Source organism: Ruegeria sp. AF5 (assembly GCF_056541905.1).
The window spans coordinates 62600-83425 of record NZ_JBQFYZ010000004.1 but is presented as its reverse complement, the minus strand read 5'-3'; the positions used below and the strand labels follow the sequence as shown (position 1 = coordinate 83425).

20 protein-coding genes are annotated in these 20826 nt (G+C 58.5%); 11 read left to right on the top strand and 9 right to left on the bottom strand.

The features are described from left to right. Positions 1-25: 25 nt before the first annotated feature. Complete coding sequence (locus ACR0DS_RS08425; protein ID WP_039523195.1) at positions 26-1072, bottom strand: rod shape-determining protein; 1047 nt, start codon at positions 1070-1072, stop codon at positions 26-28. A 155-nt stretch (positions 1073-1227) separates the two neighbouring features. On the opposite strand from ACR0DS_RS08425, the gene ACR0DS_RS08420 reads away from it, so the two are divergent. Beyond that, positions 1228-2013 (top strand): 23S rRNA (adenine(2030)-N(6))-methyltransferase RlmJ, encoded by a 786-nt coding sequence (locus tag ACR0DS_RS08420; protein WP_480486707.1) that lies wholly within the window; start codon positions 1228-1230, stop codon positions 2011-2013. 105 nt (positions 2014-2118) lie between these two features. Here the strand turns inward: ACR0DS_RS08420 and ACR0DS_RS08415 are convergent, their stop codons facing one another. Further along, positions 2119-3687, bottom strand: a complete 1569-nt coding sequence (locus tag ACR0DS_RS08415; RefSeq protein WP_480558868.1) for a 2-isopropylmalate synthase — start codon at positions 3685-3687, stop codon at positions 2119-2121. Positions 3688-3977: 290 nt separating this feature from the next. Between ACR0DS_RS08415 and ACR0DS_RS08410 the strand changes: the two genes are divergently transcribed. Next, positions 3978-4643 (top strand): SDR family NAD(P)-dependent oxidoreductase, encoded by a 666-nt coding sequence (locus ACR0DS_RS08410; protein ID WP_480558870.1) that lies wholly within the window; start codon positions 3978-3980, stop codon positions 4641-4643. 4 nt (positions 4644-4647) lie between these two features. On the opposite strand, the gene ACR0DS_RS08405 is transcribed toward ACR0DS_RS08410, so the two are convergent. Next, entirely contained in the window at positions 4648-6129 is a 1482-nt protein-coding gene (locus tag ACR0DS_RS08405; protein WP_480558872.1) for an MORN repeat-containing protein, read from the bottom strand. 153 nt (positions 6130-6282) lie between these two features. On the opposite strand from ACR0DS_RS08405, the gene ACR0DS_RS08400 reads away from it, so the two are divergent. The 3 genes from ACR0DS_RS08400 (at position 6283) to ACR0DS_RS08390 (ending at position 9942) form a co-directional block, all read left to right on the top strand. Continuing rightward, complete coding sequence (locus ACR0DS_RS08400) at positions 6283-7941, top strand: NAD+ synthase (RefSeq protein WP_480558874.1); 1659 nt, start codon at positions 6283-6285, stop codon at positions 7939-7941. Between the two features lie 308 nt (positions 7942-8249). Then, a complete protein-coding gene (locus ACR0DS_RS08395) occupies positions 8250-8474 on the top strand; it encodes a hypothetical protein (RefSeq protein ID WP_245220582.1) in 225 nt (74 codons plus the stop codon). A 136-nt stretch (positions 8475-8610) separates the two neighbouring features. Then, positions 8611-9942, top strand: a complete 1332-nt coding sequence (locus ACR0DS_RS08390; RefSeq protein WP_480558876.1) for an NAD(P)/FAD-dependent oxidoreductase — start codon at positions 8611-8613, stop codon at positions 9940-9942. 4 nt (positions 9943-9946) lie between these two features. On the opposite strand, the gene ACR0DS_RS08385 is transcribed toward ACR0DS_RS08390, so the two are convergent. Continuing rightward, positions 9947-10879 (bottom strand): MBL fold metallo-hydrolase, encoded by a 933-nt coding sequence (locus ACR0DS_RS08385; RefSeq protein WP_480483251.1) that lies wholly within the window; start codon positions 10877-10879, stop codon positions 9947-9949. A 116-nt stretch (positions 10880-10995) separates the two neighbouring features. Here ACR0DS_RS08385 and ACR0DS_RS08380 point away from each other — a divergent pair, with 116 nt between their 5' ends. Together ACR0DS_RS08380 and gltX are read left to right on the top strand one after the other, a co-directional pair. Next, the gene (locus tag ACR0DS_RS08380; RefSeq protein ID WP_480483253.1) at positions 10996-11430 is read left to right on the top strand and encodes a DUF1801 domain-containing protein; all 435 of its coding nucleotides are present in this window, start codon (positions 10996-10998) and stop codon (positions 11428-11430) included. A gap of 75 nt (positions 11431-11505) precedes the next feature. Then, complete coding sequence (gltX, locus tag ACR0DS_RS08375; protein ID WP_480558878.1) at positions 11506-12831, top strand: glutamate--tRNA ligase; 1326 nt, start codon at positions 11506-11508, stop codon at positions 12829-12831. 47 nt (positions 12832-12878) lie between these two features. On the opposite strand, the gene ACR0DS_RS08370 is transcribed toward gltX, so the two are convergent. After that, positions 12879-13448: a gamma-glutamylcyclotransferase family protein gene (locus ACR0DS_RS08370; protein WP_480558880.1), complete on the bottom strand. Its 570-nt coding sequence runs from the start codon at positions 13446-13448 to the stop codon at positions 12879-12881. 93 nt (positions 13449-13541) lie between these two features. On the opposite strand from ACR0DS_RS08370, the gene ACR0DS_RS08365 reads away from it, so the two are divergent. Further along, positions 13542-13988, top strand: coding sequence for an RrF2 family transcriptional regulator (locus tag ACR0DS_RS08365; RefSeq protein WP_267366061.1), 447 nt, complete (start codon positions 13542-13544; stop codon positions 13986-13988). Between the two features lie 2 nt (positions 13989-13990). Here the strand turns inward: ACR0DS_RS08365 and ACR0DS_RS08360 are convergent, their stop codons facing one another. Both ACR0DS_RS08360 and ACR0DS_RS08355 read right to left on the bottom strand, forming a co-directional pair. Beyond that, a complete protein-coding gene (locus ACR0DS_RS08360) occupies positions 13991-16519 on the bottom strand; it encodes an ABC transporter permease (protein WP_480558882.1) in 2529 nt (842 codons plus the stop codon). Then, positions 16516-17211: an ABC transporter ATP-binding protein gene (locus ACR0DS_RS08355; RefSeq protein ID WP_480506777.1), complete on the bottom strand. Its 696-nt coding sequence runs from the start codon at positions 17209-17211 to the stop codon at positions 16516-16518. Before ACR0DS_RS08355 ends, ACR0DS_RS08360 begins: the two co-directional genes overlap by 4 nt. A 65-nt stretch (positions 17212-17276) precedes the next feature. Here ACR0DS_RS08355 and ACR0DS_RS08350 point away from each other — a divergent pair, with 65 nt between their 5' ends. Beyond that, a complete protein-coding gene (locus ACR0DS_RS08350; RefSeq protein WP_480558884.1) occupies positions 17277-17903 on the top strand; it encodes an arylesterase in 627 nt (208 codons plus the stop codon). Between the two features lie 18 nt (positions 17904-17921). Here the strand turns inward: ACR0DS_RS08350 and ACR0DS_RS08345 are convergent, their stop codons facing one another. Together ACR0DS_RS08345 and ACR0DS_RS08340 are read right to left on the bottom strand one after the other, a co-directional pair. Then, positions 17922-18476, bottom strand: coding sequence for a L,D-transpeptidase (locus ACR0DS_RS08345; protein WP_209506382.1), 555 nt, complete (start codon positions 18474-18476; stop codon positions 17922-17924). A 169-nt stretch (positions 18477-18645) separates the two neighbouring features. Continuing rightward, complete coding sequence (locus ACR0DS_RS08340; protein WP_209506380.1) at positions 18646-18852, bottom strand: cold-shock protein; 207 nt, start codon at positions 18850-18852, stop codon at positions 18646-18648. 534 nt (positions 18853-19386) lie between these two features. Between ACR0DS_RS08340 and ACR0DS_RS08335 the strand changes: the two genes are divergently transcribed. Both ACR0DS_RS08335 and ACR0DS_RS08330 read left to right on the top strand, forming a co-directional pair. Continuing rightward, positions 19387-19824, top strand: coding sequence for a hypothetical protein (locus ACR0DS_RS08335; RefSeq protein ID WP_480558886.1), 438 nt, complete (start codon positions 19387-19389; stop codon positions 19822-19824). Between the two features lie 136 nt (positions 19825-19960). Then, positions 19961-20560, top strand: coding sequence for an REP-associated tyrosine transposase (locus tag ACR0DS_RS08330; RefSeq protein WP_480538943.1), 600 nt, complete (start codon positions 19961-19963; stop codon positions 20558-20560). Positions 20561-20826 lie beyond the last annotated feature (266 nt).

Sequence of the window (20826 nt, the reverse complement as noted above, 5' to 3'; positions counted from 1 at the left end):
ACCCTATCTTCCGAGGGTGCGCGCCTTAGCTTTCGTAGTCAATCGCGTGGCGCAGCTGTTTTTCATATTCCAGTGCTTTGCCGGTGCCCAAAGCCACACAATTCAGGCTTTCGTCCGCAATGGATACCGCCAGGCCGGTCTGTTCGCGTAGGGCCAGGTCCAAATCGCCCAGCAGCGCGCCGCCGCCGGTCAGCATCACACCACGGTCGACAATGTCCGCAGCCAAATCGGGGGGCGTTGTCTCAAGCGCGGTCATAACCGCCTCGCAGATCTGTTGCACGGGCTCTGACAGCGCTTCGGCCACCTGGGCCTGGCTGATCTCGATTTCCTTGGGCACGCCGTTCAACAGATCACGCCCCCGGATATGCATCGACTGACCGCGCCCGTCGTCGGGCATGCGGGCGGTACCAATGGTTGTCTTGATGCGTTCAGCCGTGGATTCACCTACCAGCAGGTTCTGCTGGCGACGCAGGTAGGAAATGATGGCCTCGTCCATCCGGTCACCACCAACGCGGACCGAACGGGCATAGACAATGTCTCCCAACGACAGAACAGCAACCTCGGTAGTGCCCCCGCCAATATCAACAACCATGTTGCCGGTCGGGTCGGTGATCGGCATGCCGGCCCCGATTGCGGCCGCAATCGGTTCGGCAATCAGGCCCGCGCGACGAGCACCTGCTGACAGGACCGACTGCCGAATTGCACGTTTTTCGACCGGGGTTGCGCCATGAGGAACGCAGACAATGATCTTGGGTTTCGAGAAGGTCGAGCGTTTGTGCACCTTGCGGATGAAGTGCTTGATCATTTCTTCGGCAGTATCAAAATCCGCGATCACACCTTCGCGCATGGGGCGGATGGCTTCGATCGAACCGGGCGTCCGACCCAGCATCAGCTTGGCATCTTCGCCAACTGCCAGAACTTTCTTCACACCGTCCTTGACGTGATAGGCCACAACCGAAGGTTCAGACAGGATGACACCGCGCCCCTTGACGTAAACCAGCGTGTTTGCTGTTCCAAGGTCGATAGCCATGTCCGCTGTGAACAGGCCGCCCAGATTGCCAAAGATCCCCATGTTTTCCCTGATCCTGTAATGTCGGTTTTCTACTGCCCGCGACTCGACGGTTCCGGGACGGATGACTTATAGGGTGCCATCACGCCCGGTAAAAGGGCTGATTCCGCGACAATCAGCACCTTTCCGCCTTATTGAATGGGACTTTAGAAGGCAAAATGCTCTCTTATCAACACATTTACCACGCCGGGAATCTGGCGGATGTCCAAAAGCACGCTTTACTGGCGTGGGTGCTGGATTATCTGACACGCAAGGACAAGCCGCTCAGCTATATCGAAACGCATTCCGGGCGTGGGTTGTATCGGTTGGATGCAGACGAATCCATTCGGACAGGAGAGGCAGAGGCAGGGATCGGTCGCGCACAGCGGGAAGGGTGGTTCGGGCCCGACCACCCGATGGCGCAGGTCCTGAAGCAGGTAGAGGCCCGGTACGGCGACATGGCCTATCCAGGATCGCCGATGATTGCTGCGACTATGTTGCGGGAACAGGACAGTTTGCACCTCGCGGAACTGCACCCACAGGAATTTGCGGCCCTGTCGTTGGCGATGTCGCCGTTTGGGGCGAAAGTCTATCAGCAGGATGGGTTCGATCTGGCGCAGTCCTTGCTGCCTCCAGCTCCGCGCCGGGGCATGATGCTGATTGACCCCAGTTACGAGGTGAAAGCCGATTATGACCGCTTGCCCGGCATTATCGCCAAGCTGCACCGCAAGTGGAATGTGGGCGTGATTGCCCTTTGGTACCCGATCCTGACGGACAATCGACATGCTGGGATGACTGCGGCTCTCAAATCGCGAAACTACCCCAAAGCAATTTGCCACGAAGTGACATTCCCGCCTGCGCGTGAGGGGCACCGGATGATTGGGTCAGGTATGTTTGTTGTGAACGCGCCGTTCTGTATCGGCGACGAAATGAACCGCCTTTCCAAGCTTTTCGCGCAGCTTTAGCAGCAGACGAGACGCTGGTCGGGATAAAGCACCCAATCCATCACCGTGGGTCGTGTTGGATTTTCCGGGCAACCAAACTTGCGGTTGCCCGGATGATTTATGCAATCACGTCAGGTCTTTATAGCTGATCTCGCGCGCATCCGCGCCTGGTCCAGCTTTTTCACGGCGCACAATCAGGCGGTTGAGAGCGTGGATATAAGCCTTAGCTGACGCCACGACGGTGTCGGTGTTTGCCGACTGGCCGGTTGCGATCATGCCATCCTCTTCCAGGCGCACGGAAACCGTCGCCTGTGCGTCCGTGCCCTCGGTTACGGCATGAACCTGATAAAGCTGAAGGCGTGCCGTGTTGGGATAAATCGCACGGATCGCCTTAAAGGTCGCATCCACCGGGCCGTCGCCATGTTCAGTGGCGGTTTTGTCCACGCCTTCAACCTCCAGCTCGACCGTCGATTCCGCCTGACCACCCGTGCCGCAAGTCACCTTCATCGAAACCAGTTGCAGGTGGTCGTCAGCCTCGTCCAGCGTCATCAGTGCAATGAGATCGTCGTCGAACACCTCTTTCTTGCGATCTGCCAGATCCTTGAACCGGACAAAGATATCCTTGAGCTGGTTGTCGCCCACCTCAAACCCCAGCGTTTCGAGCTTGTCGCGCAAGGCTGCGCGGCCCGAATGTTTGCCAAGCGGCAAGGATGTTCCCGAAAGACCAATGTCCTCAGGACGCATGATTTCAAAGTTTTCGCGGTTTTTCAGCATCCCGTCCTGATGGATGCCACTTTCATGGGCAAAAGCGTTCTTGCCGACAATTGCCTTGTTGAACTGCACCGGAAAGCCCGAGACCGTCGCAACCCGACGCGAGATGTGCATGATCTTGGTGGTGTCGATGCCAGTGTGCCACGGCATGATATCGTTGCGCGTGCGCAGTGCCATGACAACTTCTTCCAGCGCCGTGTTGCCAGCGCGTTCGCCCAGACCGTTGATGGTGCATTCAATCTGGCGGGCACCACCTGCCACAGCGGCCAGCGAGTTTGCGGTCGCCATGCCAAGGTCATTGTGGCAATGGGTGGCAAAGATCACGTCATCCGCCCCCGGCACCGTTTCGATCAGACGCTTGATCAGGTCCGTGCTTTCCACCGGAGCGGTATAGCCCACCGTATCCGGGATGTTGATCGTGGTTGCCCCGGCCTTGATTGCGATCTCGATCACACGGCAAAGGTAATCCCATTCGGTTCGCGTCGCGTCCATCGGGGACCACTGCACGTTTTCGCACAGGTTGCGCGCATGGCTGACCGTTTCGTGGATCTTGTCGGCCATCTCGTCCATGGTCAGGTTCGGGATGGCGCGGTGCAGCGGCGAAGTGCCGATGAATGTGTGAATGCGGTTCTTCTCGGCGTGTTTTACCGCCTCCCAGCAGCGGTCGATATCGGCAAAATTTGCACGGGCCAGACCGCAGATGCGGCTGTTTTTCGACCGCTGTGCAATTTCGGTCACAGCCTTGAAATCGCCTTCCGACGCGATGGGGAAGCCGGCCTCGATGATATCGACGCCCATGTCGTCCAGCAGCTCGGCGATTTCGAGCTTTTCGTCATGGGTCATGGTGGCGCCGGGGCTCTGCTCGCCGTCGCGCAAAGTGGTATCGAAGATCAAGACGCGGTCTTGGTCGGTCACGTTGGTCATGGGGTTCTCTTTCTTCTTCTGTCCTAAAGCCTATGGCGCGCTGGCGTCCTCCTCTGAGCGGGCGCGCCGGATGGCACGCTCAGAGGCGGATTAGGATCAGTAGGCCACGCAGCGACGCACCGCGAAGGGCGGTGTCGACACAAGGGATATCTGCGCGGTTGATCATGGGATTGAGGTTATACAGAGCCCGCCGGGAATGAAAAGAACCAATTTGCAATACGCGAACTTCTGGCAACTGCCCTTGTTTCGACCGCCTTGATTGTTTGCACAGCGCCGCTAGCTGATCATGGATGGAAACTGCATTGACAATTGGTGCTTCTGGCGGGATTGGCGCAGCTGTTACCAGGCGGCTGGTTGAGCAGGGCGTTTCGGTTACGCGTTTGTCCCGGTCGGAGGACGGCTTTGACCTGACCGATCCGGACGGGGTGATGCTGAAGCTTGAAAACCTGCCAGACCAGTTTGATCTGATTCTGGTGGCTTCGGGCGCCTTGGAGATAAACGGCGCAGTGCCAGAAAAAACCCTTCGGGCGATTTCAGCCAAAGCCATGATGGATCAGTTTGCGTTGAATGCCGTTGGTCCGGCATTGGTGCTAAGCCACGCGTATCATCTGTTGCCGCGACAAAGACGATCTGTATTCGCGGTGCTTTCGGCGCGGGTGGGATCAATCGGGGATAATCGAACAGGTGGTTGGATCAGCTACCGTGCGGCCAAGGCAGCGGTTAATCAGGTCGTCCATACCGCCGCAATTGAATTGGCCCGAACACATAAACAGGCGATTTGCGTCGCCCTTCACCCCGGCACGGTAAAAACAGAGTTCACGAACAAATACCTGGGTCGACATCCTGCCGTCGAACCTGAAGCAGCCGCCAGCAACCTGTTGAACGTGATACGCGGGTTAACGCTCGCTGATACCGGAGGGTTCTATGATTGGGCCGGTAAGCCGGTCCCGTGGTGAGCCATCACCCGTCCGAGGTTCCGGTTGCCTCGGAGTTCGCATCTGGGGCGGGTTGCGGGGCGACGGTGTCAGCGTCACTCTGCTGGTCCGAGGTCTGGTCCGGCAACACGCCGTTTTCCCAGACACCGCTTTCCTCCTGGCCATTGGCATAGCGCATCGTCCCACTGCCCTGACGTTTGTTGTCGACAAAGCTGCCCTCATACACATCCCCGTTCGAGTAGGTCGCGGTACCCACGCCGTTGATTTTTCCGTCCGACCAGTCGCCCGTATACTTGAACCCGGCAGGGGTTGCGATTTCCCCTTTGCCATGCCGTTTTCCGTTCAGGAAATCGCCGGTGTAGACCGTGCCATCGGAATAGGTCGCCTTGCCTTTGCCCTGACGCACGCCTTCAACCCAGTCGCCGTCATATACCGAGCCATCTGCGCGCGTAACCACACCTTTGCCGTGGCTTTGCGCGTTTTTGAATTGGCCTTTGTAGATTATACCATTGGTATAGGTGGCCGTGCCCTGACCCTCGATAACACCCGCGATCCATTCGCCTTCATAGGTCGATCCGTCCGGATAGGTGATGCTGCCGTTTCCTTCGGCCAGATCGGCAACAAAATCGCCGACATAGACAGATCCATCCGGATAGGTCACTTCGCCAAGACCTTCAATCTGCCCGGCGTTCCAGTCGCCGGTATACACAAAGCCGTCCGTTCCGGTGAACGTTCCTTTGCCGTGGCGACGGTCGTCGACAAAATCGCCTTCGTACACATCCCCTTGGGCGTGGGTCACTTTGCCCTTGCCGTGGCGGCGCCCTTCTTGAAGTTCGCCTTCGTATACATCGCCATTGGAATAGGTCAGGCTGCCCGTCCCGGTGATCTGGTCCCCGGACCAATCCCCTGAATACACCATTCCGTCGGGCATCGTCTGCGTGCCAGTGCCATCGCGCATGCCTGAGCTGACGTCGCCCTCGTAAACGCTGCCATCGGCATAGGTGATCCTTGCTTTGCCCTGCCGCTCACCGTCGACCCAGTCGCCGTCATAGATATATCCGTCGGGAAAACTCAGCACGCCCTTGCCATGTCGCTGGGCGTTCCTGAATTCACCCTCATAGCGCGTGCCGTTCGTGAATTCAGCGATGCCGGTGCCGTTGATTGACCCGTTGGACCAATCGCCCTCGTAGCTGCTGCCATTGGCATAGATAATCTTGCCGCGCCCTTCGGGCTGACCCTTGGCGAACATGCCTTCGTAGACTGACCCGTCGGGGTAGTGTGTGGTACCCTGACCCTGAATTTCGCCTTCTACCCATTGCCCGGTGTATTCAAATCCGTTCGGCAGCCGATACGTTCCTGTCCCGTGCCGCAACCCGTTCTCATAAGTGCCTTCATAGACACCGCCAACTTCATCATCCTTGACGATGACGGTCCCGTCCTGCGCGAAAGCAGTGGCCGCTGTCAGGCTCATCCCCGCCGCCAAAATTGAGTTTCGGATCACGTTCATTTCTGGTCCTGTCTGCCCGGTCGTCGCTGGTGATATCTCTTTCGCAAAACTAAGGTACCGTTGCGGGCAGAGCAACGGCTTTTGCCGCATTGGTCTTTTACTCGCGCGGTGATCTGCTAAATGGCAATAGGACTTACGAGGCAAGAGGGCAGCATGGCCGACCGTTTCCGCATCACTCTGGCGCAACTGAACCCGACCGTTGGCGATATCGAAGGCAACGCGGCCAAGGCCGTTGCGGCATGGGAGCAAGGCAAGGCAGCGGGCGCGGATCTGGTGGCCTTCCCCGAGATGTTCATCACCGGCTACAACACGCAGGATCTGGTTCTCAAACCGGTATTCCACCGCGCAGCCATGGCTGCGGTCGAAGCGCTGGCCGCAAAATGCGCTGAAGGTCCTGCAATCGCCATTGGTGGTCCCTGGGTCGACGATGGAAAGCTGTACAACGCCTACCTGATCCTGAAGGGTGGCCGGATCACCAGCAAGGTTCTGAAGCACCACTTGCCGAATGAGACGGTGTTCGACGAAGTGCGCTTGTATGATGCGGGTCCATTGGGTGGGCCGTATTCGGTAGGGAATTTCCGGATTGGCAGCCCGATCTGCGAAGACAGCTGGCACCCGGACGTGGCAGAAACGCTGGAGGAAACCGGGGCCGAGTTTTTGTTGATCCCCAACGGGTCGCCTTATTTCCGGGATAAATACGATGTGCGACTGAACCATATGGTCGCGCGCGTGGTCGAAACCGGCTTGCCGCTGATCTACTTGAATATGGTTGGCGGGCAGGATGATCAGGTCTTTGACGGTGCCAGCTTTGGCCTGAACCCGGGCGGGGAACTGGCGTTCCGGATGCCTGTTTTTGACGAACTGCTCTCGCAAGTCGATCTTGAGCGCGGCGAAGACGGCTGGCGGATCGCATCAGGTGAAATCGTGCCTCAACCGGATGAGTGGGAGCAGGATTATCGCGCAATGGTGCAGTCCCTTCGCGACTATATGGGAAAAACCGGTTTCAAGAAGGCGCTGCTGGGCTTGTCCGGCGGGGTCGATTCCGCGCTGGTTGCGACCATTGCGGTCGATGCCATCGGGGCCGAAAATGTCCGCTGCGTGATGCTGCCGTCGGAATACACCAGCCAGGCCTCGCTTGACGATGCCGAGGCGGTCGCCAAAGCGCTGGGCGTGCATTATGACTACGTGCCGATCTCGGACAGCCGCGCAGCCGTCACCAGCACTTTGGCACCGCTGTTTGCAGGGCTGGATGAAGGGTTGACCGAAGAAAACATTCAATCCCGCCTGCGCGGGTTGCTGTTGATGGCGATCTCGAACAAGTTCGGCGAAATGCTGTTGACCACCGGCAACAAATCCGAGGTCGCCGTGGGCTATGCCACGATCTATGGCGACATGAACGGCGGCTATAATCCGATCAAGGATTTGTACAAGACCCGTGTGTTCGAAACCTGCCGCTGGCGCAATGCCAATCACCGAGACTGGATGATGGGCCCTGCAGGCGAAGTGATCCGTCCGTCTGTCATCGACAAACCGCCCAGTGCGGAACTGCGCGAAGATCAGAAAGACAGCGATAGCCTGCCGGATTACCCGGTTCTGGACGGAATACTTGAGATCCTGGTCGATCAGGACGGATCGATCGCAGACTGTGTCGCCGCCGGGTACAACGAAGCAGATGCACAGCGGGTCGAACATCTGGTCTATATCAGCGAGTATAAACGGTTTCAGTCCGCCCCCGGCACGCGCCTGAGCAACCGCGCGTTCTGGCTGGATCGGCGGTATCCAATTGTGAATCGCTGGCGCGATCGCACCTGATTGCCGCAATTCGTGCGCTGACTTGGAAACAGTAAAGTTTCCCTCCCTTTGATTGTTTTCCGATTTCTCGTTATGGGCCCGCCACAGGCGCTAAAACCGGACTCTGACTTGTTGTGACGCCAACTTTCTGCCACATTTTAGCTTGAAAATTGCCCGATGTGGGGCGGGTGCGACGCAATTCTCAAAGTCGCGAGTTGATTTTGATGAAGTGTGACGCATCCGGGGTTGGATGTCTGAGTAAATGGTTTGGTTTTGACATGTATGAGGAATATCAAGGATCGCATCATGCTCTTTTGAAACGGCGGACGATGGAATCTCCGCCGCAGGAGCTGGATGAGGAAAAGCTGGAAGCGGCGATTGCCGGTGTCCTGAATGAACAGCGGCTGTCCGACGAACAGGCAGCGGCGTCGCTTCGGGCTGAGTTTCCAAGCTTGTTGCCGCAGAAGGACGTAACCGCGCAGACCGTGCAAAAAGACACCGGATTGACCGCGAAGCTGCGTCAGAAATGGGCGGAACTGTCCGGCGCAGCGTGATGTGCTGAGGATTTTCGTTGCCATTGGCGTCTGGGCCACAGGCGTAAAAATAGTGCCGACGTTGTGACAATTCGTGTTGCCAAACTTCTGGGTCTTGGTCCCCATACGGGTTCAGGCGACAGAGTATTGCGTATTTATGACGGCACCAAAACCGAACCCCGTAGAATCCGATCTTGCCCTTCCCAAATCTGTTGATGTTGTCGTTGTTGGCGGCGGCATAATCGGCGTTTCAACCGCGCTGGAACTGGCTGAACGCGGCGCTTCCGTCCTTTTGTGCGAAAAGGGGCAGATTGCAGCTGAACAAAGCTCGCGCAATTGGGGGTGGGTGCGTTTGGGCATGCGTGACCCCCGCGAAATTCCCCTGATGCAAGAGGCGTTGCGGATCTGGCAGACCCTTGATGCCCGCCTGGATGGCAATACCGGCTATGCGCAATCCGGCATTCTTTTCGGCGCGTCCGGCAAGCGGGGAGAAGTCAACCTGAAGCGTTGGATGTGCCATGTGGAAGGATTGCAGACCGGGGCAAAAATGGTGTCGGGACGCGAGTTGGCAGAGTTGTTGCACGGGCTCGAAACCGGCCTGACATCTGCTCTGTACATGCCGCAGGACGGGCGTGCTGAACCGCAATGGGCCGCCCCGGCCATTGCCGAAGCCGCACGTCGTCTAGGTGCTGTGATCATGACAGGCTGCGCTGTGCGAAGTGTGGACATTCAGGATGGGCGTATTGCTGGTGTATTCACCGAACGCGGCAAGGTCGCCTGCGGGCGCGTGGTTTTGGCGGGGGGTGCGTGGTCGCGCCTGTTTGCGGGTAATGCAGGTATCAACCTGCCGCAGCTTAAGGTTCTGAACACAGTTCTGCGGACCTCTCCGGTGAAAGATGGGCCCGAAACTGCGCTATGGTCGGATGATTTTGCGATCCGAAAGCGCGCAGATGGCGGGCACACCATCGCGTCGGGACATCAGAACACGGTCGATATCGTGCCAGACAGTTTCCGGCTGGGGTTGCAGTTTCGTTTTGCCTTTGCGCAGGAATGGAAATCCCTGCGTTTTCGCTGGTCAAAACAGTGGGCTATCGAGGCCCGTCAGAACAGAAAATGGTTGCCGACCGACGTGACCCCGTTCGAGCTGTGCCGGGTTTTGGATCCTGAACCTTCGCAGAAGTTTTTGCGACAAGCCTGGGCCAGTGCACGAAAAGGGTTCCCTGCCTTGCAGGACAGTGAAATCGTCCAAAGTTGGGCGGGTATGATTGATGTTACCCCCGACGCCATTCCCGTAATCTCGGGCGTGGATGACATGCCGGGTATGTATATCGCCACGGGCTTTTCCGGCCACGGCTTTGGCATCGGGCCCGGCGCCGGCCGCCTGATGGCTGACCTTGTCACTGATTCAACCCCTTGTGTGGATCCGACCGCGTTCCGCCTGTCTCGGTTCACCGACGGCTCAAAGGTGCGACCGGATCCGGGTTACTAGGGGCTTAGCCCATCATCTGATAGCTGACCGGAACAAAGCGGAAGCCCTCGCCTCGTGTCTCGACAAAGCCCGCGGCAGGGAAGGGCATGTGATAGCCGACCATCGGCACCTTGTCGGCTGCCAGCATGCCAAGAACATTACGGCGCGCGGCTGTCGCGGCGGCCTTGTCCATGTCAAACCGAACCTCCCACTCCGGATGGGCAAAGGACCACACGTAATGGTTGGCCAAATCCGCTGTCAGCAGAAGGCGCTGTCCGTTGCTCTCCAGATGATAGACCGTATGGCCCGGAGTATGGCCGTGGGCCGCAACCGCAGTTATGCCCGATGCCACTTGCTCTCCATCACCGATAAAGCTCATCTTCTCGGCCAGCGGCGTGACTTTTGCGGCCACAAGATCACCGACATTGTTTCCGGCCTCTTGCGCGGACCAGAAATCGTATTCCGTTGCCGAGGTCACATAGCGTGCGTTGGAAAAGGTCGGTGCGCCATCCGTTGTCATGCCGCCAATATGGTCTGGATGCATATGGGTCAGCACGACAACGTCGATCTGATCCGGGCTGACACCTGCATCGGCCAAAGCGGCTTGAATGCCGCCTTGCCCCAGACCGGTGTCGAACAACACCAGTTCCGATCCGGTGTTGACCAGTGAGGGGGTAAAAAAGAACTGGGCGGTGTCGGCGGGAATAAAGTTCTCTGCCGAAACCTTTGCAAAGTCTTCATCAGACGCGCCACCGCCAAAGATATCCTTGGCGCCGTCGCGCGGCAGGCTGCCATCCAGCAGGGTCGTGACGGTAAAGTCGCCGACCTTGAAGGATTTGGCGATGGTCGAGTTGGCCTTGGCGTCAGAGCCTGCGGCCAAAACCGGCGCTGCTGCCGTGGCAAACGGCAAGGCGGCAGCAGTTCCCAAGGCGGCACGGCGCGTAAGTTTGATTGTCATTATCGTTCTCCCTGTCAGAACACCTTTAGAAAAACTAGAACGTTGTGAGATTCTGACCAGATGTTACGACATCCACGTAGGGTGCATGGATGAACAATACGTGTTAATTTTTGTTCATGTCGCGATCGCAGAACAAAACCGTTCCAACGGATCAAAGCGTAGAAGATTTCCTTAATTCGGTCCAATCAGAACGTCGGGCCGAGGAGGCGCGCGCTCTGGATGAACTGTTTCGGGCCACCACCGGGTTTGATCCGGTCATGTGGGGCCCGTCGATGATAGGGTATGGCCGTTATCACTATCGCTACGCCTCGGGCCGGGAGGGCGAATTTCTTGCAACCGGATTTTCCCCGCGCAAGTCGGCGCTGGTGATCTATATCATGCCGGGTTACGCGGATTTTGGCGGCATTCTTGCCCGGTTGGGCAAGCACAAGCTGGGAAAGTCCTGCCTGTATGTGAACACGCTGGCGGATATCGACATGCAGGTTCTGTCGGAACTCATCCGCGCCGGGTTGGACGACCTTGGCAGGATATGGCCCGTGGAACCGCGTTGAATCACCTGAGGGATCAAGCGGCGGCTGGACAAAAACGCGCCCATGTGACAAGAGCCGCGCCAACAGGAGACACCCATGACAACCACCCGTTTCGCCCCGTCGCCCACCGGTTACATCCATGTGGGCAACCTGCGCACCGCCCTGATGAACTATCTGATCGCCCGCAAGGCGGGCGGTACGTTCATCCTGCGCATCGATGACACCGACCCCGAACGCTCGAAAGAGGAATATGTCGATGCCATCAAACAGGATCTTGAATGGCTGGGTTTGCACTGGGATCGTGTCGAGCGTCAATCCGAGCGTTTGGACCGCTACGCCGAAGCGGCTGACAAGTTGCGCGCGATGGGGCGGTTCTATGAAGCGTTTGAGACGCCGACCGAGCTGGACCTGAAGCGCAAGAAACAGCTGAACATGGGCAAGCCGCCGGTTTATGACCGCGCCGCGCTGAACCTGTCGGATGCCGAGAAGGATGCCTTGCGCGCGGAACGTGGCAACGGTGTCTGGCGTTTCAAGCTGGATCACGAACGGATCGAGTGGACCGACGGAATTCTGGGCGACATTTCGATCGATGCGGCCTCGGTCTCTGATCCGGTGCTGATCCGTGGTGATGGACAGGTACTTTATACGATTGCGTCGGTGGTGGATGACACCGAAATGGGCGTGACTGATGTCGTGCGCGGCTCGGACCACGTGACAAACACTGCGACCCAGATTCAGATCATCAAGGCACTGGGTGGGGATTGCCCGCGCTTTGCGCATCACTCGCTGCTGACCGGCCCGCAGGGCGAAGCACTGTCGAAACGCCTTGGTACGCTGGCCCTGCGCGATCTGCGTGAACAGGGTGTGCAGCCGATGGCACTGCTGAGCCTGATGGCGCGTCTGGGTTCGTCCGATCCGGTCGAGCTGCGCTCGGATATGGCCGAGTTGATCGACGGCTTTGACGTGAGCCGGTTTGGTGCCGCGCCGACCAAGTTCGACGTGCAGGACCTGTTCCCGCTGACCGCCAAATACCTGCAATCTCTGCCGCTGGCGAATGTGGCCGGTGCTGTCGCGGATGCCGGAGTGCCAGCCGAACTGGCTGAACCGTTCTGGGCCATGGCGCGGGAAAACATCACTACTTTGGCCGACCTCAAAAGGTGGTGGGATCTGTGCCGCGATGGTGCCGAGCCGTTGGTTGCGGATGAAGATCGCGAATTCATCGCTCAGGCCATGTCGCTGCTGCCCGAGGGCCCGTTTGATGGCGACACCTGGGGGGCCTGGACCAATGCCGTGAAAGAGGCGACAGGCCGCAAGGGGAAAGGTCTGTTCATGCCGCTGCGCAAGGCGTTGACCGGTGCAGAGCGTGGCCCGGAAATGGCTGCGTTGCTGCCATTGCTGCAGGTGATCCGCGCGCGCGGGTAAACCGCTACTATTCCAGCATAAAGGGTCGTGCCCAAGCGTGGCCCTTTTTATTCCGGCTGTTCAATCCGGGCCGACAAACTGGTCAGGCGGTCATCGACAAAATCACGCTCAGCAGGTTTGAGTTGCTGGTGGCGCGGATAGCGCGGCTCGGCGCGATCATTCAAGATCGGGGCGTTCCAGCCGGTTGTCGTCTCAAAGAAACGATCCGCTCCGTCTTCTCCGAACGCCCGCAAGTAACCCTGAACAACAACATCGATGTAGCTGAGTAGCAGGGGGTGGTGGTTGCTGGGCTCGTTATGCCGATCCTGCGGGACGGCGTAGACCGCAATTTCAACTTCATGTGTCAGTGGATGTGAAATCGAATGCGTCGCAGGAATTCGGTCGTACGCCCATTCCCGTTCATCCAGTGCGGCCCAGTCGTTCTTTGGGACATGCGCGATCATTCCCTCAATTTCAGACTCCGGGTCCGGGACAGCTGTCAGGAACGCGACCGGACGCAGATCGGTATGACGCCATGCGCGTTTCCAACCTTTCAGCTTTGCCGGGCGGGGGTCGGGGAAATCATGTGTGGCGAGGTTCACAAGGCTTCCATAGCCAAAGAAATAGGGGTCGGCCATGCGAGAGGTGTCCTTTGGGTCGATTGATGTATGTCAAACCGCTTTTTTCCGCGACATGCAATAAGGCTTCATCTTTTATTCAGGGAGGCCCTCATGCGGATTACCAAACGGACGAATATCGCTGTGCGCCTGTTGATGTATTGCGCCGCACACCCGGACCGGCTGGTCACCAAAGCCGAGATCGCCGAAGTCTGCAACATCTCGGAAAACCATCTGGCTCAGGTGATCAACCAGTTAAGCCAGTTGAATTACCTGAGCACTCAGCGCGGCCGCAACGGCGGTATGTCGTTGGCACGCCCGGCAAGTCAAATCCGGATCGGCGCGGTGTTTCGGCATGTCGAAGGGGCCTTGCCCATCGCCGAGTGTTTTGCGGATGCGGATAACACCTGTCCTTTGACCGATGCCTGTAGGCTGCGGCTGGCATTACAGGATGCGGCGGAAGTTTTTTATGCGTCTCTGGACGAAGTGTCGTTGGATGCGCTGGTTTGTGACAACGACCCGTTGCTGAAGCTGTTGCAGCCGGTGGCCTGCGTACGCTGACCTTAGTCGCTGGCCCGCAAAATGCGGGCTGGCCGGGCCGAGAGAGGGCGCAGTGCGAAGGCGAAACCTGCGCAGAGCGTAACGCCGATACCGGCCAGAACAATGCCAATGGCCGAAGACCAGATCACAGTAAAACCTGTGTCGAAGATGTACGTGGCCACAGCCCAGCCGCCCAGGATGCCGACCAGCAAGGCGACGCAGCCCGCCGCGGTGCCCAGCAAGACCGAGCGCAGCCCAAAACTGCGCAGGATGCGGCTACGGTCAGCCCCCAACGTCTTGAGGATTGCCGCCTCGTATCTGCGGGCGGGTTCACCGGCGGCTGCCGCCCCGATCAGAACCAGAAATCCGGTCAATAACGACACGCCCGCGCCATACGAGGTTGCGGCGGCAATTCCTGCCAAAAGGCCCGAAACCCGGTCAATGGCATCGCGCACTCGGATGGCCGTGATGTTGGGGAACTGGCCTGCAAGATATCGCAGAATGGCGGCCTCGGCCTGTTCTTCTGCATATACCGTCGCAATAAAGCTGTGTGGCGCGCCCGCCAGCGCCGACGGGTTCATCGACATGACAAAACCCATACCCGCTGTGGAAAAATCCACCTCTCGGGTTGAGGTCAGCTCTGCGGTGATATCCCGCCCCAGGATGTTGACAGTTATCTGATCACCGAGTTTCAGACCCATCTCTTCGGCTTCTTCGGCTGCAAAGCTGATCTGTGGTGCACCAGAATAATCCTCTGCCCACCATTCCCCCGCTGTCACCCGTGCATTTGCCGGGGGTCGGGCTGAATAGGTAACGCCGCGATCTCCCTCCAGTACCCAATGATCTCCGGCTACCTCGCGCGCGGGGCGGCCGTTTATCTGAGTGATGATCCCTCGCAGCATTGGTGCGCTTTCAATGCGGCTGACAGCCGGATCGGTTTGCAGCCGTTCGGTAAAACCTGGCATCTGGTCTTTTTGAATATCGACAAAGAAGTATGAGGGCGCGACATCCGGCAGATTGCCGGAGATCGCATTGCGCAGCGTGCCGTCGATCTGCCCAACCGCTGCCAGCACTGACAAACCCAGACCAAGTGACAAAACCACCGACCCCGCGCCTTCACGCGGATCAGAGATGGCGGACAAGGCCCATCGCAGGGCAGGGCGGCCCCGCGCTAAAGGTGTTCCGGCCCGTGCCAGTTTGCGAATGGCATAGGCTGCGAGCGCCAGCAGGATCAGTGCGCCCGCTAGTCCGCCACTGGTCCACAGGGTTAGGCGAGTTGATCCGCTGAACCAGGACGCAATCGCGATCAGGGACGCCAATCCAATCCCGGTTGCCACGACGTAAACCGCGCGTGGGATGGGACGAGCTGCGCTCAGCGCATCGCGAAACAGGGTTGCGGCGCGCACATCTTCGGTTCTGGCCAGCGGCCAGAGCGTGAACAGAAACGCTGTCAAAAGGCCATAGAGTGCGGCCTCGATCAGCGGTTGCGGATAGAGCGAGAACACCGCCGGAACCGGCAACCGGTATTCCAGCAGCGGCGCCAGCGAAAGCGGAGCCACCCCGCCCAGCACCAGCCCAATTAAAATGCCGGTCAGGGACAGCATTCCGATCTGAATCAGGTAAGTTTGAAAAATGGTAGCGCGATCCGCCCCTAATGTCCGCAATGTCGCAATGGTTTCCGTTTTCTGGCCCAGATAGGCCCGCACGGCGGCGGACACACCGATGCCACCGACGGCAAGCCCCGACAACCCGACAAGGACCAGAAAGGCACTCAGGCGGTTGACGAATTCCGATATGCCCGGCGCGCCGTTGCGTGCATCGCTCCAGCGCATCCCCGAGCCCTCAAGCGCGGCGCTGGCACGTGCGGACACCTCCGACAGGTTCGCGTTTTGGGGCAAGGTCAGCCGGTACCTGGTCGAAAAAAGCGTTCCGGGTTCCAGCAGGCCAGATGCCTGCAACGCTTGGGTACGCACCATTGTACGTGGCCCCAAGGCAAAACCAGCCGCGGCGCTGTCGGGTTCATTCCGAAGTGCGGCCATCAGAATGAACTCTTGCGTGCCTAGCGCGAAGTGATCACCGACCGACAAACCAAGCCGGTCGATCAGAACGGGTTCCATAACGGCACCGGGTAATCCGGCCCTGCCATTCAGGGCGTCGCTCAGCGTGATATCCGGCTCCAGCTTAACCGATCCGACCAGCGGGTAAGCCTTATCCACAGATTTGACCTGGGTCAGCGCACGTTCCGGCCCGGTGTCGCGGGGTACAACCGCCATCGAGCGGAAATCGACAATCTCGGACACCTGCTCGGATGCCTGTTGCATCCAGAGGCGCTCGGCCTCAGTGGCAAAACGATAAGTGAACTCAAGCTCGGCATCGCCGCCCAGCAGGGATGCCCCTTCGCGGGTCAGCCCGGTCTGAATCGCATGACGCACCGATCCGACGGCTGCGATGGCTGCGACGCCCAAGGCCAGACAAGCCAGAAAGATGCGAAACCCGCGCAGGCCCCCGCGCAGCTCTCGACGGGCCAGCCGCGCGGCGAGCCGAAGGCTCATTCTGCGGCCTCCTGCCGGGTCTCGTCGGCAATCCTGCCGTCGCGCAGCCGGATCACACGGTCACATCGTTCAGCCAGCGAACGGCTGTGCGTTACAAGAACCAGCGTCGCATCATATTTGCGCCGAAGCCCGAACAGCAGATCGACAATCGCGGCACCGTTTGTTTCGTCCAGATTCCCGGTCGGTTCATCCGCCAGCAAGATCTTGGGGCGTGGTGCCGATGCGCGCGCCAGGGCAACTCGTTGCTGCTCGCCACCCGACAACTGTGCTGGGTAATGATCGCGGCGATGCGATAACCCCACGGCATTCAGTTCAGTTTCGGCCCGGTGAAACGCATCTTTGTGCCCTGCCAGTTCCAGCGGTGTCGCCACGTTTTCCAACGCGGTCATCGTCGGGATCAGGTGGAAATTCTGAAACACCACGCCCATGTTGTCGCGCCGAAACCGCGCCAGGGCGTCCTCGTCCATGCTTGTCAAATTCTGATCCAAGGCCAAGATTTGACCGCTTGTTGCCTGTTCCAACCCACCCATCAGCATCAACAGCGACGATTTTCCCGACCCCGATGGCCCGATCAGCCCCAGCGTTTCCCCCCTGTTCACGGTCAACGTAATGTCATGCAAAATATCGACCCGCCCGGCATTGCCATCCAGCGATAAAGCGGCATTCTGAAGAGCGAGAACAGCAGGCGTCATGGGTCTTCCCGATAAAGGAGCGGTTTTTGGGATATGGAGTGATCACCGTATTGCGCAAGGTTTTGATGGCAAGTCCATTTGTTTTCTGCGGTTTTGCGGCCACAGCCGAACAGGTGGCGATTGCAGCCCTTGGGGATTCGCTGACGCAAGGCTACGGGCTGGTGGAGGAGAACGGGTTTGTTCCCCAGCTTGACCGTTGGTTGCAGGCGCAGGGCGCAGATGTCCGGGTTATCAACGCCGGTGTCTCGGGCGATACAACGGCGGGTGGTGCCGCACGGGTGCAATGGACCCTGACACCGGATGTGGACGGAATGATCGTTGCCTTAGGCGGGAATGACGTGTTGCGCGGGATCGATCCTGCTGTTTCGCAAGCCAATCTGCGCAAGATCCTTGAGGTTGCACGCGATGCGAAGGTTCCTGTCTTGTTGATCGGAATGCAGGCGCCGGGCAACTACGGTGCTGAATACAAGCGGGCATTCGATGGCATGTACCCTGCGCTGGCGCAGGAGTTTGAAGTCCTGTTTTTCAGCAGTTTCTTCGAGGGGCTTGCAGCGAAGGGCGACCCCGCGGCCGTATCGCACTTCATGCAATCGGACGGCATTCATCCAAATGCGGCAGGGGTGGCGAAGATCGTCGACGCAATGGGTCCGTCCGTGCTGCAACTCGTGACGCAGGCGGGCGGGGAAGGTTAGCCATCCCCGTGATAGCGATCAGACGACCGTAACAACCGTTCCGATGGGGACCCGGTTATACAGATCGATGACATGTTCATTCAGCATCCGAATACACCCGTTTGACACCGCCCTGCCTATGGTTTGTGGCTGTGTCGTGCCGTGGATTCGGAAATAGGTATCGACACCGTTCTGGAACAAATACATCGCGCGCGCGCCGAGAGGGTTATCCCCACCTCCCGGCTGGACATAGTCATTGTCCTTGAATTTTGCGTAGGCCACCGGATCGCGTTGGATCATCTCTTGGGTCGGGCGCCAGGTCGGCCATTCCTTCTTCACATCGATGGTAGCGGTGCCGGTGAATTCCAGACCTGCCTTGCCGACGCCGCAGCCATAGCGGATCGCTTTGCGTGGTTCGGTGACATAGTAAAGATAGAATGAACGGGGGGCGACCAGCAGCTGCCCGGGCAGGAACTGCTTTTTGATGCGCACGAATTGCGGTGTCGGATCATACTCGACCGCTTTCTTGGCGCTGGCGATGCCCGGCAGCAGCGTGGCCGCTGTTCCGGCCAGAAAAACTCGGCGTGTAAACATCGAAACCCTCATCAATTGACCAATGAAACCCAAGAACCAGTTTCATCATGATATGTTATTTGGTCAATTCTGGGGCAAGCATCACGCATCCGTGATGTGATCAATCGGCCACCTGAAACGGCAGCGGTTGAACAAAAGGGTGAGGAATTTCCCTCACCCTTTCAAGAGCTTATGCAAGCTGGATGTTGTCGGCGCTCTCGCGGCCGTCACGACCCGAACGCAGTTCGTACGTGACTTTCTGGTTGTCGGCCAGACCGGTCAGGCCCGAGCGTTCGACGGACGAGATGTGGACGAAGATGTCCTTGCCGCCATCTTCGGGCGCAATAAAGCCGTAGCCTTTAGTGGTGTTGAACCATTTTACGGTGCCTGCTGGCATATCCGTGTCTCCTGTTTGGTGCTGCCCACGGAGTTGCGGCAGCCTGGCGTCGTAGGTCTGGATCGATAGACTGAGCGCCGTAGAAGGAGACAGTAGGTCGAAATAGAAAAACGTTAGCACCTTGCATATGGCATTGAGGCAAGCCTGTGGCAAGAGTGGTTTGTACGGATTGTACAGGGGCCAGAAGGCAGAAAGCCCAATTTGTACAAGAATCCGCTGATGGGTTTCAGGCGGATTTGGCGGTGATTGACAGCGTCCCGAGCGCTCTGACCACCCTGTCTGTTGATACGCGCGACGGCGGTGAAAAACCCGGACCCACACGTTCCCGGTCAGCCATCCAGAGCGGTCACCACGGGCCACGCCTGCGCTCTGGAGGGCGACACTTTTTGGTTGCAGGCACGTGTTCAGAACCAGTGTTGCTCTGACCGGTTGAGCGGGGGGTCTTCTCACAACTGACGGTTATTATTCATCAATCACTATGTTTGGAAAATCTGCGATCCGGTGCTATACTTTCAGGCAGCCGTGGGGGCGGATATGAAAGTTGTCTGTACGATAACCTTGTTGTGCTGGGCCGGAGCCGCGCAGGCCCTGACTGTTCCGTTTGGGACAGAGGGTTCGATGCCGGGTGCGCGTGAAGGCGGGCTCAAATTCGGCAACATGTTCGAAGTTGAACACGAGTTGAAGACACCTGTCTTCGCGAAGGAGAAGCCGCGCCGAAAGGAAAGACGTCCTCGTTTGGCTGAACGTGGAAGGCCGAAGCATTGGCTGGAGGTTTTGGCTGAACGGACGGAGGTCGAGGAGGATTCCGGGCCCGAGTTCTGCGAGCTGTGGTGCAATGAGCCCGGGTCCGATGAAACGCCGGTGGACGTGAACGTCTCGGCCGTGCCGCTTCCGGCCAGTTGGCTGCTGCTGGTTGGGGCGCTGACGGGGCTGTTTGGTTTTGGACGGCTGCGTGGCAACCGATCCGGGTAAGCGCTGCACCTGCAATCATCCTTGAATGCTGTGATATGGGACACCGAAAGTTGGTGGGACTGCCGACCTGCGGCAATGGCCTGCAAAGGCGTGTTTGTTAACCACTTGGTAGTCATACCTGCGCCACCTTGCGCGCATGAGTGATTATCACCGCGCCCGCATTCCCAGAGCCAGATATTTCTTTACGGTTTCGCTGGCCGACCGGTCGTCAGACCTGTTGATCCGCGAGGTCGCACATCTGCGCGCGGCTTTTGCCGAAGCGCAGCGGGAGCGTCCGTTTTGGTGTGATGCGTTTGTGGTGTTGCCCGATCACCTGCACGCGGTGTGGTCCTTGCCGCCGGGGGATGCGGATTATTCCACGCGGTGGGGTGCGATCAAAGCTCGGTTTACCATGCGCGTGAACAAGGCAAACCGTAGGCCGGGCTTCAGCCCGGCACCGATACCGACAGTTCTGCCCGTTGTGACCTTTGGCAGATATGCCGGGCTGAAGCCCGGCCTACGGGCCAACAAACGCGAAGCGCCCGTTTGGCAGCGTCGGTTTTGGGAACATACCATTCGTGACGAACGGGATTTTCGCAATCATATGGCGTATTGTTGGGGGAATCCGGTCAAACACGGGTTGGTAGAGCATTCAACCGATTGGCCGTATTCGTCGATCCATCGCGATATCCGTGCGGGCCGGGTTGATCCGGAATGGAGCGGCGGTGTGACGGACGGCGCATTCGGAGAGCCGTGATACAAAGAACACCCCCCGTAGGCCGGGCTTCAGCCCGGCATCCACCATTCCCCTTGAGGCGATTGAAGGGTTTTGAGGCCATTCATCGGCGTATGTTGGTAAAAGTGTGGGTGTTTCGAGGGGTGCCGGGCTGAAGCCCGGCCTACCAGTTGGCGTGAGGGAAGCGAGCACTTAACTTACGCTTGCTAAGCTTGTTTGGATTTGTCGGTTCTCAGTAAAGTTTGGTCTCCCCAATAGGTAACCTTGGCTACTGAGCCTACTTCCAA

Coding starts and splice junctions, on each gene's coding strand:
- ACR0DS_RS08425 (WP_039523195.1), bottom strand. CDS start 1,072: ATGGGGATCTTTGGCAATCTGGGCGGCCTGTTCACAGCGGACATGGCT.
- ACR0DS_RS08420 (WP_480486707.1), top strand. CDS start 1,228: ATGCTCTCTTATCAACACATTTACCACGCCGGGAATCTGGCGGATGTC.
- ACR0DS_RS08415 (WP_480558868.1), bottom strand. CDS start 3,687: ATGACCAACGTGACCGACCAAGACCGCGTCTTGATCTTCGATACCACT.
- ACR0DS_RS08410 (WP_480558870.1), top strand. CDS start 3,978: ATGGAAACTGCATTGACAATTGGTGCTTCTGGCGGGATTGGCGCAGCT.
- ACR0DS_RS08405 (WP_480558872.1), bottom strand. CDS start 6,129: ATGAACGTGATCCGAAACTCAATTTTGGCGGCGGGGATGAGCCTGACA.
- ACR0DS_RS08400 (WP_480558874.1), top strand. CDS start 6,283: ATGGCCGACCGTTTCCGCATCACTCTGGCGCAACTGAACCCGACCGTT.
- ACR0DS_RS08395 (WP_245220582.1), top strand. CDS start 8,250: ATGGAATCTCCGCCGCAGGAGCTGGATGAGGAAAAGCTGGAAGCGGCG.
- ACR0DS_RS08390 (WP_480558876.1), top strand. CDS start 8,611: ATGACGGCACCAAAACCGAACCCCGTAGAATCCGATCTTGCCCTTCCC.
- ACR0DS_RS08385 (WP_480483251.1), bottom strand. CDS start 10,879: ATGACAATCAAACTTACGCGCCGTGCCGCCTTGGGAACTGCTGCCGCC.
- ACR0DS_RS08380 (WP_480483253.1), top strand. CDS start 10,996: ATGTCGCGATCGCAGAACAAAACCGTTCCAACGGATCAAAGCGTAGAA.
- gltX (WP_480558878.1), top strand. CDS start 11,506: ATGACAACCACCCGTTTCGCCCCGTCGCCCACCGGTTACATCCATGTG.
- ACR0DS_RS08370 (WP_480558880.1), bottom strand. CDS start 13,448: ATGGCCGACCCCTATTTCTTTGGCTATGGAAGCCTTGTGAACCTCGCC.
- ACR0DS_RS08365 (WP_267366061.1), top strand. CDS start 13,542: ATGCGGATTACCAAACGGACGAATATCGCTGTGCGCCTGTTGATGTAT.
- ACR0DS_RS08360 (WP_480558882.1), bottom strand. CDS start 16,519: ATGAGCCTTCGGCTCGCCGCGCGGCTGGCCCGTCGAGAGCTGCGCGGG.
- ACR0DS_RS08355 (WP_480506777.1), bottom strand. CDS start 17,211: ATGACGCCTGCTGTTCTCGCTCTTCAGAATGCCGCTTTATCGCTGGAT.
- ACR0DS_RS08350 (WP_480558884.1), top strand. CDS start 17,277: ATGGCAAGTCCATTTGTTTTCTGCGGTTTTGCGGCCACAGCCGAACAG.
- ACR0DS_RS08345 (WP_209506382.1), bottom strand. CDS start 18,476: ATGTTTACACGCCGAGTTTTTCTGGCCGGAACAGCGGCCACGCTGCTG.
- ACR0DS_RS08340 (WP_209506380.1), bottom strand. CDS start 18,852: ATGCCAGCAGGCACCGTAAAATGGTTCAACACCACTAAAGGCTACGGC.
- ACR0DS_RS08335 (WP_480558886.1), top strand. CDS start 19,387: ATGAAAGTTGTCTGTACGATAACCTTGTTGTGCTGGGCCGGAGCCGCG.
- ACR0DS_RS08330 (WP_480538943.1), top strand. CDS start 19,961: ATGAGTGATTATCACCGCGCCCGCATTCCCAGAGCCAGATATTTCTTT.